Genomic DNA, 14,677 nt, shown 5'->3' with positions numbered 1-14,677 from the left:
GTCTGAGGTCAGCTCGGTCGGCACCCCATGGCTCGCTCACTGGTCCGGCGAAGTAGGCCTCGCCCGCTGGTTCACCAGGGCCTCGATGCCGTCGAGCACGCGCTGCAGGCCGAACTCGAAGGCGTGCTCCGGGCTGTAGGCCGCGTTGAGTGCCTCACCGGCCGCCTGGCCCACCCTGGCGGCCGTCGGGAACCGGTCGGCGTAGGCGATCCGGGCGAAGAAGGGCGCGTGCGCGGCCCACCACTGCTCGTCGCTCATGCCCGTCTGGTTCTCGACCTGCGCGGCCTCGACCGCGCCCCGTGCCGCGCCGTGCACGAAGCCGGTAATCAAGGTGATCACCGAGTCCATCTCCACGTCGGTCAGGCCGATGCCGTCCACGGCGCGCAGCTCGTAGTCGTACTTGGCGGTCACGTTCGGCCCGAGCACCGGCCGGCTGGCCGCCACCTGGAGCAGCCATGGATGACGCAGGTAGAGTGCCCAGTTCTCCCTGGCGATCTGCTCCAGCCTGCCCCGCCAGCCGCCGGGGACGTCCTCCGGCCTGGCGGTCTCGCCGTAGACCGTGTCGAGCATGACGTCGAACAACTCCGGCTTGCCCGGCACGTACGTGTAGAGCGACATCGTCCCCACGCCCAGCCGCTCGGCCACGCGGCGCATGGACAGCGCCTGCAGCCCTTCAGCGTCGGCGACCTCGATGGCCGCGCGCACGATGCGGTCCACACTCAGCTCCGGCTTGCCCTTGCGGCTGGTCCGCTCACTGCTGCGCCAGAGCAGGGCAAGGCTGCGGGCCGGGTCGCCCTTTCCCGAGGATTCGACGCTCACCCTCGTACGGTACACCGTACGATTGCTGATTCGGTTCGTATGGCGTACGGTACGCCGTACGAGAAGGGAGGCGGTATGTCAGCAGTGCTCGCGCACGGGCTGCGCAAGACGTACGGCAGCAAAGCGGCGCTCGACGGCATCGACCTGGACGTGGGCCGTGGCACGGTCTGCGGCCTGCTCGGCCCCAACGGCGCAGGCAAGACCACGGCCGTCCGCATCCTCACCACGCTCCTGCGCCCTTCGGGCGGCCGCGCGGAGGTGGCCGGGTTCGACGTGGAGACCCAGCCTCGCCGGGTGCGCCGCAACATCGGCCTCGTCGGCCAGCACACGGCCGTGGACGAGCTCCTGACCGGGCGGCAGAACCTGGAGCTGTTCGGCCGCCTCTACCACCTGGGCGGGGCGGCGGCCCGGGTCAGGGCCGACGAGCTGCTCGAACGCTTCGGGCTGGAGCACAAAGGGGCAGCCAAGGAGTATTCGGGCGGCATGCGGCGCAGACTCGACCTCGCGGCCGGCCTGATCCTCGCCCCGCCCGTACTCTTCCTCGACGAGCCGACCACGGGGCTCGACCCACGCAGCCGGGCAGAGATCTGGCGCGCGGTCCGCGACCTGGTGTCCGGCGGCACCACCGTGCTGCTGACCACCCAATACCTGGAGGAGGCCGACCAGCTCGCGGACCGGATCTCGGTGATCGACGCGGGCCGGGTGGTGGCCGAGGGCACACCCGACGAGCTCAAGTCCAAGCTCGGCGGCGACCGGCTCGACGTGGTGATCCACGACCCCGGGCGGGTCGGGGAGGGCGCCGAAATCGTCGGGCGGGTGGCGTCGGGCCCGGCAGAGGTCGATCACGACACCAGGCACGTCTCCGCGCCGGTGGGCGATCGGGTGAGAGCCCTGACGGAGGTGCTGGCGGCGCTGTCGGTGGCCGGGATCGAGGCCGAGGACGTCGCGCTGCGCAGGCCGACTCTGGACGAAGTCTTCCTCGACCTCACGGGAGGCGGCGCGAAATGAGCACGATCTCGACGAAGGAACATCGGCTGTGGTGGGCGCTGGCCGACGGGTGGACGGTCGCCCGGCGCGACCTGATCCACTGGGCCAACCAGCCGATGACGGTGATCTTCGGGGTGCTCTTCCCGGTGATGATCACACTGGCTTTCGGCTACCTGTTCGGCGGCGCGGTGAAGGTGCCGGAAGGGGCGGACTACTTCGCGTTCCTCATGCCGGGCATGTACGGCATGACGATGCTCTTCGGCCTCAGCGCCACCATGGTCGCGGTCGCCACCGACGCCTCCAAGGGTGTCACGGACCGATTCCGCTCGATGCCCATGGCGCCGTCGGGTGTGCTCATCGGCCGTGCCATCGCCGACCTGCTGCACTCGGTGCTGGTGCTGGCCGGCCTCCTGGTCTGCGGGCTGGCGGTCGGCTGGCGGCCGGCCACGCTGCCGGGCGCGCTCGGCGCGATGGGCCTGCTGCTGTTCCTGCGTTTCTCGCTGCTGTGGGCCGGGATGTACCTGGGGCTGCTGACGAGGGACCCGAGTGCGGTGGTGGCGATTCAGACGCTGGAGTTCCCGATCGGATTCCTGTCGAACGCCTTCGTCGCCCCGGACACCATGCCGCGCTGGCTGGGCACGATCTCGGAGTGGAATCCGCTGTTGGCCACGGTGGCGGCGGCCAGGGAGCTGTTCGGCAACCCGGGCTGGGGCGGGGTCTCGTGGGTGGCGCAGCACTCGGTCCTCATGGCGGTGTTGTGGCCGCTGGCGATCACCGTCGTGTTCTTCGTCCTGTCCGTTCGCCTCTACCAGCGCCTCGATCGCTAGTCCTCGGACAGCGCCCGCTCGTACGTGAGCAGCGTCTGGACGGTCATCCGCTCTACCCGAGAGGGAGCGGCTGACGGCAATCGGGTCCGGGCTCGCCCAGGTGCTCAACTCGCTGGCCAGGGCGCCCTGGGCCTAGTGGACGGGCGCCGCGCGCAGGCGGACGACGTGCTCGACCAGCGCGATCAGCGTCGACTTCACCGACTCGCGGTCGCGAGCGTCCGTACGCACCACCGGCACGTGCGGCGGGAGCGCGAGCGCCTCCCTGACCTCGTTGTCGGAGTGCAGGAACTGGCCGTCCCACCCGTTGATGCCGATCACGAAGGGCAGCTTGGCCTCTTCGAAGTAGTCGATCGCGGGGAAACTGTCGGCCAAGCGGCGGGTGTCGGTCAGCACGACCGCGCCGATCGCGCCCCGCACCAGGTCGTCCCACATGAACCAGAAGCGGTGCTGCCCAGGCGTGCCGAACAGGTAAAGGATCAGATCGCGGTCGAGCGAGACCCTGCCGAAGTCCATGGCCACGGTCGTGGTCTGCTTGTTCGGGGTCATCCCGAGGTCGTCGATGCCCGCGGACGCGTCGGTCATGACCGCTTCCGTGGTGAGCGGGAGGATCTCCGACACCGCACCCACGAACGTCGTCTTGCCCACGCCGAACCCCCCGGCCACGACGATCTTCGTCGACGTAAGCCCGGGGCTAGAGCCTGCGTAGTCCACTGAGCACCCTTTCGAGCATGTTGAGGTCTGGCTGTCCCTGGCTGAGGCGTGGCTGGTGCAGGCGGACAAGCCCTTCGTCGGACATGTCCGCCACAAGCACCCTGGCCACGCCCAGCGGGACGCGGAGCAGGGCCGAGATCTCGGCGACCGATCGGAACGTTCTGCACAGGTGCATGATGGCCTCCTGCTCGGGGGTGAGCAGGACCATCTCTTCGTCCGCGACCGACATGGAGGAGATCAACGTCTCCATGGCGAGGTGATAGCGCGGCTCGGAACGGCCGCCTGTCACCGCGTAAGGACGGAACAGGGGCTCTTCTTCCCCGATTCCGTCAGTGCCGTACACGACCCGCTCCCATCAGTTCCATCACATCACCGCGCCCTGGCGGCCTGGAGTTCGGCGCGCAAGGCCGGTGTCAGCGCTTGTCCCGCTCTGTCTACCAGCAGCGTCATCTGATACGCCACCAACCCCATGTCACAATCAGGACCCGCCAGCACCGTGAGCACCGAGCCGTCGCTGATCGCCGTGACCAGCAGTAGGCCGCGCTGCATCTCGACGACGGTCTGAGTCACCGCACCGCCCTCGAACACCCTGGACGCGCCCACGGTCAGGCTCAGCAGGCCGGCGGAAACGGCGGCCAGTTGGTCGGCTCGATCCGGCGGGAAGCCCTCCGAGGCGGCCAGGCAGAGGCCGTCCGCGGAGACCACGACGGCATGCGCGACTCCGGGCGTGTTACGGACGAAGTCGGTGATCAGCCAGTCGAACTTGTGCGCCTCATGGCTAAGGGTTGTCACGCATCCTCCCCGGCGGGACGCTTACTCACTCTGGTCCTCCTGTCCACGAAGTTCCTGGCGGCCGCGGCGCACACCCTGCTGATAGCTGGCCATCCGGCTGCGAATCCGGTCCGCTGAGACCGGCTGCGCAGGCGCCTGCCGCTGCTGCGGCTGCTGGGCCGGCGCGGGTGGCTGGCTCGCCGTACCCGGCACCAGGTTGGCCTTGGGGGTGCGCTTCGGCAGCCCGGCGGCGGTGGTGCCGCCGAGACTGGGTTCGCTGGCTGCGGCCGCCGCCCGCCATCCGGCGTCTGCGGCCGTTCGCCACGCTTCCTCCCCAGAGGGTATGGGTTGCGCGGGAGTGGCCCCGCCCTCGCCCGTCGGCTTCGGCTGCTCGCCGGGCGGTCTGCGGAACCAGGCGGACTCCACCGATGCGAAGATCGGCAGGAATTCCTCCTGCTCCGGCTCCATCGGCGACACCTCGACCGACGGCGTCGGGTCGGGTCTGCGCACGTCGTTCGTGGCGTAAGACGGCGGCGTCTGGAACGCGCCATTGCCAGATGGGTACGACCCCGTGCTCGGGTACGACGAGTAGGACCCGGAGTCGAACGAGGGCGCCTGCCTGCGGTAGGAGCCCCCATCGGTGTCGGCGGTGAACCCGGACACCTCGCTACGGCCGGGGTCCGGGCCGAACGAGCCGAATGCGGGCTTCGGCGCACCGGCCGTGCTGTCGTACGAGCCGGGCCTGGCGGGTCCGCGGTCGACGGAGTCGAAGCCGCTGAACGACCGGAACGTGCCGTTCTGCGGCGTCTGCGGTCCTGGCGTGCCGGAGCTCGCACCGAAGGCCGGGGTGGGCACGGTCCCGCCGCCGAACGCGGGGCGCTGCGGCAGCGGCTGCTGCGTGCCGTCGGCGATCAGCGTGGGCGGGAGCAGCACCATGGCGATCAGGCCGGCGCCCTCGCCCTTCCTGAGCTGCACCCTGATGCCATGGCGCAGCGCCAGGCGGCCGACCACGAACAGGCCCATGCGCCGCGACACTGAAACGTCAACGACCGGCGGCTCGGCCAGGCGGCGGTTGGCCTCGGCCAGCTCCTCCTCGGTCATGCTGATGCCGGTGTCGCTCACCGACAGCAGCGCGCCGCCGCCCTCGATGAGGCTGCTGGTGACCATGACCTGGGATGTGTTCGGGGAGAACTGGATGGCGTTCTCGACCAGCTCGGCGACCAGGTGGACCAGGTCGTTCGCGCAGCTGCCGAGCACCGACGTGGTGCGGTGGACCCGGACCTGGACCCGCTCGTAGCCCTCGACCTCCGAGAGCGCGGCGCGGACGACGTCGACCAGCTTGGCCGGCTGGCTGCGCCGGCGGGTGGCCTCGTGGCCGGCGAGGACCAGGAGGTTCTCGGAGTTGCGGCGCATGCGGGTGGCCAGGTGGTCGAGCTTGAACAGGTCGGCCAGCCTGGCGCCCTCCTGCTCGCCCTTCTCCAGGCCGTCGATCAGCGAGATCTGCCGCTCGACCAGCGTCTGGGTGCGGCGCGAGAGGTTGACGAACATCGAGCTGATGTTGCCGCGGAGCTCGGCCTCCTCGCCCGCCAGGCGCACGGCCTGCCGGTGCACCTGGTCGAAGGCGCGCGCCACTTCACCGATCTCGTCGTTGCCCTCGATCTCGATCGGCCGTATGTCGGTGACCGCCGCATCGCCGTTGACCCGCAGCTGGCGGACCACGTCGGGCAGGCGGAAGCCGGCGATCTCCAGAGCCTCAGTACGCAGCCTGCGCAGCGGGGTGACCATGGACCGGGCGATGGCCACGGTGAGCAGCAGGACCAGCACCAGCAGCGCGACGATCAGCACACCCGCGATGATCGCGTTGCGGATCTCCGACCCGCGCAGTTCCTGGCTGCGCAGGTTCACCCTGTCGGCCAGGCCCCGCTCGATGTCGTGGAAGACGTCGATGACGACGCCGTTGCTCTCGAACCACTCCTGGCGGCTGGCCTTGGCGGAGATCAGGTTGTCCGTGATGCGGACGCCGGGCGCGCGACCGCTGGCCAGCGTGATCGCGCGGGACTTGGTCAGCTGGACGCCGACGTACTCCGGCTTGGCGGTCAGCGTCTTGGACAGTTCCAGGCCGGCCTCGACGCCGGCCTCGGTGCCGACAGTGGCGATGTCGTCCAGCTGGCGAGCGTTGGAGGCGATGAACTGCTCGACGGTCTTGGAGTCCACGGAGTTGGGGTTGTAGGAGGCCTGGAGCAGCAGAACCCGCTGCCGGGAGATCTCCTCCTTCGCCCGCGCGAGCGCGCTCAACGCGCGGAACTGACCGATGATCTGGGAGTCCTCGGACATGAGGCTCAGCTCGTCGTGCAGGTTGAGCAGGCTGTCGGTGAGGAAGTCGTACTGGATGGTGCGGGTCTGGCCCTCGGCCCTGATCCGCGCCAGCCGGCTCAGGTCGCCTCGCGCCTGCTCGGCGGCCTTGACCACGCGCGAGCCGTAGGAGTCGTCGATCGTGTCGATGTCGCCGCGGACGGTCGCGACCAGCTTGTCGACTGCCGCCTTGCGCTCGGCGAGCGGCTCGGCGAGCGTTTTGCGCATCGCGCGGCTGGCGCCGATCCACCCGCCAGTGTCACGCTCCAGACCGATCGCCTGGACCAGGTCGCGGATGCGGCCTGCCTGCTCGGCGGAGCTGGCCGTGCGGTCGTAGTCGGCGATGCTCTGGACCGAGCCCACCACGCGCGCACCGCCCAGCACGACGGCGGCGATGGTGGGAACCAGGATGAGCGCGGTGAGACGCCAGCGCACGCGCCAGTTGCGCAAGCCAAGGCGTGGCAGCGACCGCTTCCCGCGGTCCCGCTTCGCGGCGATGCCGCTGTCGGAGTTCCCCGTCGTCACTGCTTCCGCTACCCCTCAAATCGTCCCGTTGGCAACGGGCCCTAAGCCGTCCACAAGGTATCCGAGCAACCGACTTAACCGGCAATTCCGACACAATCGTTACATATGTGACCGGCAGTCGTGTGCTGTTGGTTATCGCAGTGCGGCAAGCACTTGATCGCGGACTTGTGCCCTCTGCGCGTCGTCGCTGAGGGGGCGACCGGCGCGATCGACAACATAGAAGACGTCAACCGCCTCCGCGCCGAGAGTCTCTACGCGAGCGGCTCTCACGTCAAGACCGCACTCCCCGAACGCCCGTCCTATGCGCCACAGTAGTCCCGGCCTGTCATGGGCCCTGACTTCCACGACGGTGGCCGTCGCGGAGGCGTCTTCGACCAGTGTCACCCGAGGTGGGGCCACGGGTACGCGGGGCGGCCGCACAGCACGGGAACGGCGGGCCAGCCGCTGCTCGATGTCAAGACGGCCAGCAAGGACGAGACGAAGATCGGACTCCAGAGTAGCGGGGTCCGGCGGGGTGCCGTACTCGGGGATGACGGAGAACTCGATCACAGCAGTGGAGCCCGCTGAGGCGCTTGAGGCGGAGCGCACGATGAGCCGGTGCGCGGACAGGACACCGGCGGCGCTCCAGAGCAGTCCCACCCGGTCGGGGGCGACGACCGTGACGACACCCCCGTTGACCCGCACGGCGCCGCCGCCGTGCCTGGCCAGCGAGGTCTGCTCGGGCGACAGGGTGGGCGGCTTGGGCGGCGGCGAGCCGGCCAGCACGGACCTGACGCGGCGCACGAGATCGGCGACCAGCCCGGCCTTCCAGCTGTTCCAGGCGGCGGGACCGGTCGCGTGGCCGTCGGCGACGGCCAGCGCGGCCAGCAGGTCGAGCACTTCCCGTGAGCCGACGGTGCCGGCGACCTTCTCGATCGTGACGGGGTCGTCGAGATCCCTGCGGGTGGCGGTCTCGGGCAGCAGCAGGTGGTGGCGTACGACGGTGGCCAGGGTGTCCACGTCGTGCGCGGGCAGGCCGATGCGGGTGGCGATGTCGCGTACCACGACCTCGCCGGTCGCCGAGTGGTCGCCGGGCCAGCCCTTGCCGACGTCGTGCAGCAGCGCGGCGATCAGCAGCAGGTCGGGGCGGGAGACGTCGCGGGTGTGGCTGGCCGCGTTCGCGGCGGCCTCGATCAGGTGCCGGTCGACGGTGAAGCGATGGATCGGGTTGCGCTGCGGGCGGTGGCGCACCCGTTCCCAGTCAGGAAGCAGCTTGACAAGAATGCCCGCCTGATCGAGCTCCTCCCACACGGGCACGGCGGCGCGGCCCGCACCGAGGATCGACACCAGCGCGTCACGGGCCTCGTCGGGCCACGGCACCGGCATGGGAGGCGACTGAGCTGCGAGAACGGACACCGTCGCGGGCGCGAGCGGCAACCCGGAGTCGGCCGCGGCCGCCGCGGCGCGCAGCACCAGGACAGGGTCCTTGCGAGGGTTGATCCCTCGGGCGAGCACCACTTCGCCGCCGTGCTCGACCACACCGTCCGCCAGCGGCCGGCGGCCTCGGGGAGCGGGGCCTGACAGAAGTCTGTCAACGGTGCGCCAGGTGCCGTCGAAAGCATGAGAGATCGTGCGGCCCGCCTCGGCGAGCCTGCGCATGAGTGCCTCGGCGTCGAGCAGGCCGAGCAGCCCCGCCACGGCGTCCTGCTCCTGCAGGACCAGCCGGTCGGTGCCGCGGCCGGTGACGACGTGCAGCGCATGCCGCACGTCGAGGATGAACTCGTACGCCTCCCGCGCCCGGGGACCCGGCGCGGAGGCGACCCAGGCCGCCGCCACGGCCTGCATGGCCTGGACGTCGCGGAGCCCCCCGTGGCCGTCCTTGAGATCGGGTTCGAGGAGAAAAGCGAGCTCGCCGCTGACCTGGGACCGCTGGTCGGCCGCGTCACGCAGCTCACCCAGCCTGCGCCGGGAGTCGGCCCGCCACTCGGCGAGCACCGCCTCCCTGGCCTTCCTGGTCAGCTCGGGGTCGCCGGCCACGTGCCTGGCCTGGATGAGGCCGAGCACGGCCTTCAGATCCTTCCTGGCGACGGCCACGGCCTCTTCGACCGTGCGCACGGAGTGGTCGAGGTTGACCGCCGAGTCCCAGACCGGATACCAGATCCGGTCGGCGATCCTGGCGACGTCCGGCCGCCCGTTGTGCAGCAGGACCAGGTCGAGGTCGCTGCCAGGGGCCAGTTCTCCCCTTCCCAGGCTGCCGACGGCGACCAATGAGACGTGGTCGCCGTCGCTCGCCGTGCGGAAGAGATCCTTGAGCCAGCGGTCGGTGTCCGCGGTGCGCTCCTTGCGGGCCGCCGCGTACGAACGGGCCTCTCCCCTCACTCCTGTGCCCCCTTGCCGAGCTCCGCCCGGACGCCGTTGTCCGGGCAGCGCCGCGGATCCATCGTGGAAACCCTGCCGTGCTCCGCCCGGACCCCGTTGTCAGAGCGTCGCTGCTGTGTTAATGGCCTCGCTCCGCGAGGACGGTCCTGTGATGGACGTCCTCGCTTCGCTGCGGATCCATCACAGGTCACAGGGCCTCCGGGCCCCTCTCTCCCGTGCGCACTCGGATGACGGTGTCCACGGGCACGGACCAGACCTTGCCGTCACCGATCTTGCCGGTGTGCGCGGCCTTGACGATGACGTCGATCACGTCTTCGGCGTCATCCTCTTCGGCGAGGACCTCGAGCCGGACCTTCGGCACCAGGTCGACCTGGTACTCGGCGCCGCGGTAGACCTCGGTGTGGCCGCGCTGCCGGCCGTAGCCGCTCGCTTCGCTAACCGTCATTCCCTTGATGCCGAACTGTTCCAGCGCGGCCTTCACGTCATCCAGCTTGAAGGGCTTGATGATCGCCGTGATGAGCCTCATGCGTCCACCTTCTTAGGAGCGGGGGCGGGGCCGTTGGAGGACGTCACGCCAGAGGCGTGGAAGGTGCCGATGTCGTAGCCGGTCTCGGCGTGGGTGGTGATGTCGACGCCGGTGACCTCGGCATCTTCGGGGATCCGGAAGCCCATCGTCTTGTCGATGATCTTACCGAGGATCCAGGAGATCACGAAGGAGTAGACGCCGACGGCGACCGGGCCGAGCACCTGGAGGCCGAGCTGGCTGATCTGGCCGCCCTCGATCAGGATGCCCTTGTTCTGGCCGGGCAGGAACGGGTAGGCCGCGACGAAGCCCAGCGAGACGGCGCCGATCACACCGCCGACCAGGTGCACGCCGACCACGTCGAGGGAGTCGTCGAAGCCCAGCTTGTACTTCAGGCCCACGGCGTAGGCGCAGCCCACACCGGCGAGCAGGCCGATGACCACGGCCGCCCACGGGTCGACGAAACCACAGGCCGGGGTGATGGCGACCAGACCGGCCACCGCGCCGGAGGCGACGCCGAGCGTGGTCGCGTGGCCGTCGCGCAGCTTCTCCACCAGCATCCAGGCGCCGGCGGCGACGGCCGTGGCGACCTGGGTGTTCATGAAGGCCAGACCGGCGGTCTGGTCGGGAGCCAGCTCGGAGCCGGCGTTGAAGCCGAACCAGCCGAACCACAGCAGTCCGGTGCCGAGCAGCACCAGCGTGAGGTTGTGCGGCCGCATGGGCTCCTTCTGCCAGCCCTTGCGCTTGCCCAGGACGAGCGCGAGCGCGAGCGCCGCGGCACCGGCGTTGATGTGGACGACCGTACCGCCGGCGAAGTCCTCGATGCCGAGCTGGCCGAGCCAGCCGCCGCCCCAGACCCAGTGAGCGACGGGGAAGTAGACCACGGTGGCCCACAGCAAGGAGAACACGACCCAGGCGCCGAACTTCGCCCGATCGGCGATCGCACCGCTGATCAGTGCCACAGTGATGATGGCGAAGGTCAGCTGGAAGGCGGAGAACACCATGAGGGGGAAGTTGTCGGCCGCCGCGGCTTCGGCGGTGACATTGCCGCCCTCGAGGACGAGACCCTCGTAAACGGCGTTGAAGACCCCGCTCAAGCCGACGTAGTCCAACCCTCCGACGATCTTGTTGACGACGCCCGAGCCATCGCCGACGGCGTCGAACGCGAGGGAGTAGCCGTAGAGCACCCAGGCGACGGTGACGACGATGATGCTCACGAACGACATCATCATCATGTTCAGGACGCTCTTGGCCCTGGTCATGCCCCCGTAGAAGAACGCGAGGCCCGGAGTCATCAGCAGCACCAGGGCGGTGCATACCAGCATCCAGGCGGTAGTGCCGCTGTCGATCATCGAAGCGACCCTCCTTACGTGTGACGTGTTGCCACAGCGTGTTCTCCCGGAGTTTCGTGGCGCGACCAGGCTTGTTTCACATTCGTGAATCTCGCCGCACGGGTGTTTCAGGTTCGTTTCGGACGCCTCACAGGCCCCATTCCGGCATTGCGATTTCAAGCATGCGATACTTAGGGTTGCCTAACTTTAGCGATCAAGGAATCCCCATGCGTCTCCGCCTGGCCGTCACCGCCATGCTCCCCCTCCTCGCCCTCGCCGCATGCGGCACTTCAACCACCTCCCAGGAGACGGGCCCCACCCGGACCGTCAAGCACGCCATGGGAGAGACGAAGGTGCCGATGACCCCGCAGCGGGTCGTGGTGCTCGACACGGACAAGCTCGACACGATGGTCACACTCGGCCTGGCGCCCGTGGGCGCGGCACAGGCCCAGGAGAACCAGAAGTGGCCGGCTTACCTGGGCTCGGCCCTGTCCGCCACCAAGGCGGTGGGCACCCTCCAGGCCCCGAACATCGAGGCCATCATGGCGCTCAAGCCTGACCTCATCCTCGGCTCCAAGTTCCGGCAGGAGGCTTTCTACGACAAGCTCAGCAAGATCGCGCCCACCGTGTTCACCGAGAAGGTCGGCGTCACCTGGAAGGAGAACTTCCTGCTCGACGCCGAGGCACTGGGCAAGAAGGACCAGGCCACGCAGCTGCTGTCCGCCTACGAGACACGGGCCAAGGAGGTCGGCGCGAAGTTCTCGAAGCTGGAGGTCGGCATCGTGCGGTTCATGCCGACCGAAATCCGGATGTACGGCCCCGAGTCGTTCAGCGGCATCGTGGTGGGCGACGCAGGCATCCCCAGGCCCGCAGCGCAGCAGCTCGCCGACCAGCAGGACAAGCGCTTCGGCAAGCTGAGCCAGGAGAACATCACCAAGGCCGACGCCGATGCGATCTTCTACAGCGCGTACGGCGAGGCCGCCGCCAAGTCGCAGGCCACAGTGACCGGCGGGCCGCTGTGGAAGAACCTGAAGGCGGTCAAGTCGGGCAACGCCCACAACGTGGACGACGAGATCTGGATGCTCGGCATCGGCGTCACGGCCGCCGGCAAGATCATCGACGACCTGGACAAGTACCTGACGCCGCTGGCCTGAGTCAGGCGAGGCGTACCGGATCGCCCTTCCTGATCCGGCCGGGCCGCAGCACGCGCGCGTACACCCCCGCGCACGGCTGCGGCCCCATGTCGAACACCTGCACCCGGTTGTGCCTGGCCACGGTGCGCAGCGCCTCCACGTCCCGCCCGAGCGGCCCGTGCGCGAGCGTCGGCACGGCGCAGCGCGGGCTCGCCACGATGACCTCCAGCGCCACGTCGCCGACGTGCAGCTCCCTGCCCACCCAGTCGTTCTCGGGGAAGCCGGGGTGGGCCGTCGCGACGACGAGGTTGGGCCGGTAGCGGAGGGCCTCGACGTGCCCGCGCGGGCTATGCGCGCCGATCCGCTCCACGGCGGAGGTCGAGATCAGGTGCACCGGCGCGAAGTCGAAGAACGTGCCGCCGGGCGAGGCGGCCCCGAGCGTGCCGACGGTGTGGGGCACCTCCGCCTCGATCCCCTCGGCCAGCACCCGCTCGGGAACGGAACGCTCGAACTCCGCGCCTTCCGGCGGCACGTCGATCAGCCGCACCTCGCGCCCGAGCAGCCTGGACAACTCGGCGTCACCCGGAACACGCGCCCCCTCGATCGTCAGCAGATCCCGCCAGAGCCGCGGGTTCTTCGCGCTGGCGATCTTCCCGGTCGCGACGTCGAGCACCGCCCGCGCCCGATCGCCGGCCAGCCCACGCTCGGTCACGTTGCTCTCGGCGACCTCCTCACCCAGCATCGACTTGACCGGATACCGACGCAGCGTTTCGACATGCACGCCATGCAGCCTAGGACTCCTGTGCCCAGAAGCGCCGCAAATGCGGCACCAGCTCCGCGGCCCGTTCGTCGGGGAAGAACAGCCGCCCGCCCTCGATCTCGACGATCTCCCTGACGCCGGGGATCGTGTCGCGCAGCCATCGGGCCCAGCTCACGTCGAAGAACACGTCCCCGGTCCCCCACACCACGAGCGTCGGCACGGTCAGTACGGTGAGCTGCGGCTCGATGGCGATCAGGTGCTCGGCGTCGATGGAGGCCAGCAGGCGTTCGAAGGCCCGGCCGCCGCCGGGCTTGGCGAAGATCGGCCGCAGGTACGCGTCCACCAGCGCCGCCGGGTCGTCGATCCGCTCGTAGCCGTCGCCGAAGGCGGTCTTGGCCAGCAGCTCCGGCTGGTCGAGCACGGCGGCGGTGAGCTCGGCCAGCTCGCCCCTGGCCGCCAGCTCGATGGTGGGCTTGAACGCCTCCGGAGGGGTGTTGGTGTGCACGTCGCAGTTGGTGAGGGTGAGCGTTCTGAGCCGTTCCCTGTGCCGTACCGCGAAGACCTGGGCGACGGCGCCGCCCGTGTCGTTGGCGACGAGATCCACCTCGGTGAGGCCGAGCTCTTCGCACAGCTCCTCCACGGCCTCGGCGAGCGCGGGGATCGACAGGTCGTCGCGCGGCGCGCTGCCGCCGTGCAGCGGCAGGTCGATGGCGACGCAGCGGCGCTCGTTCTGGAGCTCCGCGATGACGTTGCGCCACAGGTACGAGCTGGTGCCGACTCCATGCACGAACAGCGCCGTCGCCGGCCCTTCGCCCACGTCCACATAGTTGATGCCGTCCACGGGTCCTCCCACCGATTACAGACCGACTGTCGGTCTATGAAATTACCGACTGCCGGTCGGTTTGTCTACAGTGAGTCCATGAACCTCAAGGCGGAACGCGGCGCGGCAACCCGCGACAGGGTCCTGGCGATCGCCACGCGGCTGTTCGCCGAGCGGGGCTACGACGACACCTCGATCGAGGCGGTCCTGCAGGAGACCGGGCTGAGCAGGGGGGCGCTCTACCACCATTACGCGGGCAAGGAGGCCTTGTTCGAGGCGGTGCTCGAGGCCACGGAGTCGGCCATCGGGGTCAAGATCATTGAGGCGGTGCGCGGCATCACCGACCCGGGCGAGTCACTGAAGGCCGGGGTCCTGGCCTGGATCAGGCTCGCCGGGGACCCGGTCATCAAGCAGATCGTCCTCGTGGACGCACCTGCCGTGCTGGGGTGGGAGCGGTGGCGAGCCATGGAGGAGCGTTACTCGTTCGGCATGCTGAAGTCGGCCTTGAAGGCCACGAAAGCGGTCCCGGCGGATTTTCTGGACCTGCACGCTCACATGTTGCTGGCGGCCATCAACGAGAGTGTGCTGCTGGTGGCGAGGGGCGGCGACCGCGCCGCGGCCGAGGCGGCTGTCGAGGACTTCCTCCGCCGCCTCCTCCACTCCGCCTGACTTCCCCCGCCGTCGCCCCGCCGCGTCCACGCCGGCCGCGACGCCGCAACGGCACACTCCAGCGCCTCCTGCGCCGGTGGCTGAGCACCGT

At 69.5% G+C, this 14,677-nt stretch carries 14 protein-coding genes; 4 read left to right on the top strand and 10 right to left on the bottom strand.

The window, feature by feature from the left end; translation table 11 throughout:
* Positions 1-36: 36 nt before the first annotated feature.
* Complete coding sequence (locus ACTWPT_RS01680) at positions 37-819, bottom strand: TetR/AcrR family transcriptional regulator (protein ID WP_443175407.1); 783 nt, start codon at positions 817-819, stop codon at positions 37-39.
* Positions 820-894: 75 nt separating this feature from the next.
* Between ACTWPT_RS01680 and ACTWPT_RS01675 the strand changes: the two genes are divergently transcribed.
* Together ACTWPT_RS01675 and ACTWPT_RS01670 are read left to right on the top strand one after the other, a co-directional pair.
* The gene (locus ACTWPT_RS01675; RefSeq protein WP_443175406.1) at positions 895-1,827 is read left to right on the top strand and encodes an ATP-binding cassette domain-containing protein; all 933 of its coding nucleotides are present in this window, start codon (positions 895-897) and stop codon (positions 1,825-1,827) included.
* On the top strand, positions 1,824-2,633 hold the full coding sequence (locus tag ACTWPT_RS01670; RefSeq protein ID WP_443175405.1) for an ABC transporter permease: 810 nt from the start codon (positions 1,824-1,826) through the stop codon (positions 2,631-2,633). Before ACTWPT_RS01675 ends, ACTWPT_RS01670 begins: the two co-directional genes overlap by 4 nt.
* A 132-nt stretch (positions 2,634-2,765) precedes the next feature.
* On the opposite strand, the gene ACTWPT_RS01665 is transcribed toward ACTWPT_RS01670, so the two are convergent.
* The 7 genes from ACTWPT_RS01665 to ACTWPT_RS01635 all read right to left on the bottom strand — a co-directional run bounded on the left by ACTWPT_RS01665 (position 2,766) and on the right by ACTWPT_RS01635 (position 11,225).
* Complete coding sequence (locus ACTWPT_RS01665) at positions 2,766-3,344, bottom strand: GTP-binding protein (RefSeq protein ID WP_138665683.1); 579 nt, start codon at positions 3,342-3,344, stop codon at positions 2,766-2,768.
* Entirely contained in the window at positions 3,325-3,687 is a 363-nt protein-coding gene (locus ACTWPT_RS01660; RefSeq protein ID WP_443175404.1) for a DUF742 domain-containing protein, read from the bottom strand. The genes ACTWPT_RS01665 and ACTWPT_RS01660 overlap by 20 nt, the downstream gene beginning before the upstream one ends.
* Positions 3,688-3,713: 26 nt before the next feature.
* Entirely contained in the window at positions 3,714-4,136 is a 423-nt protein-coding gene (locus ACTWPT_RS01655) for a roadblock/LC7 domain-containing protein (RefSeq protein WP_443175403.1), read from the bottom strand.
* A 21-nt stretch (positions 4,137-4,157) separates the two neighbouring features.
* Positions 4,158-6,992: a nitrate- and nitrite sensing domain-containing protein gene (locus ACTWPT_RS01650; RefSeq protein ID WP_443175402.1), complete on the bottom strand. Its 2,835-nt coding sequence runs from the start codon at positions 6,990-6,992 to the stop codon at positions 4,158-4,160.
* Between the two features lie 132 nt (positions 6,993-7,124).
* Positions 7,125-9,350, bottom strand: a complete 2,226-nt coding sequence (locus ACTWPT_RS01645) for a [protein-PII] uridylyltransferase (protein ID WP_443175401.1) — start codon at positions 9,348-9,350, stop codon at positions 7,125-7,127.
* Positions 9,351-9,537: 187 nt separating this feature from the next.
* The gene (locus ACTWPT_RS01640) at positions 9,538-9,876 is read right to left on the bottom strand and encodes a P-II family nitrogen regulator (RefSeq protein ID WP_043616024.1); all 339 of its coding nucleotides are present in this window, start codon (positions 9,874-9,876) and stop codon (positions 9,538-9,540) included.
* A complete protein-coding gene (locus ACTWPT_RS01635; protein ID WP_443175400.1) occupies positions 9,873-11,225 on the bottom strand; it encodes an ammonium transporter in 1,353 nt (450 codons plus the stop codon). Before ACTWPT_RS01635 ends, ACTWPT_RS01640 begins: the two co-directional genes overlap by 4 nt.
* A 206-nt stretch (positions 11,226-11,431) precedes the next feature.
* Here ACTWPT_RS01635 and ACTWPT_RS01630 point away from each other — a divergent pair, with 206 nt between their 5' ends.
* A complete protein-coding gene (locus tag ACTWPT_RS01630; RefSeq protein ID WP_443175399.1) occupies positions 11,432-12,358 on the top strand; it encodes an ABC transporter substrate-binding protein in 927 nt (308 codons plus the stop codon).
* Between the two features lies 1 nt (position 12,359).
* Here the strand turns inward: ACTWPT_RS01630 and ACTWPT_RS01625 are convergent, their stop codons facing one another.
* Together ACTWPT_RS01625 and ACTWPT_RS01620 are read right to left on the bottom strand one after the other, a co-directional pair.
* Positions 12,360-13,118: an MOSC domain-containing protein gene (locus ACTWPT_RS01625; protein WP_443175398.1), complete on the bottom strand. Its 759-nt coding sequence runs from the start codon at positions 13,116-13,118 to the stop codon at positions 12,360-12,362.
* Between the two features lie 10 nt (positions 13,119-13,128).
* Positions 13,129-13,938 (bottom strand): alpha/beta fold hydrolase, encoded by an 810-nt coding sequence (locus ACTWPT_RS01620; RefSeq protein ID WP_443175397.1) that lies wholly within the window; start codon positions 13,936-13,938, stop codon positions 13,129-13,131.
* Positions 13,939-14,016: 78 nt separating this feature from the next.
* Between ACTWPT_RS01620 and ACTWPT_RS01615 the strand changes: the two genes are divergently transcribed.
* Positions 14,017-14,586 (top strand): TetR/AcrR family transcriptional regulator, encoded by a 570-nt coding sequence (locus ACTWPT_RS01615; protein WP_443175396.1) that lies wholly within the window; start codon positions 14,017-14,019, stop codon positions 14,584-14,586.
* Positions 14,587-14,677: the final 91 nt, after the last annotated feature.

Source organism: Nonomuraea sp. 3N208 (assembly GCF_052245935.1).
Taxonomy (GTDB): Bacteria; Actinomycetota; Actinomycetes; order Streptosporangiales; family Streptosporangiaceae; genus Nonomuraea.
This window is presented reverse-complemented; position numbering and strand designations above follow the sequence as displayed.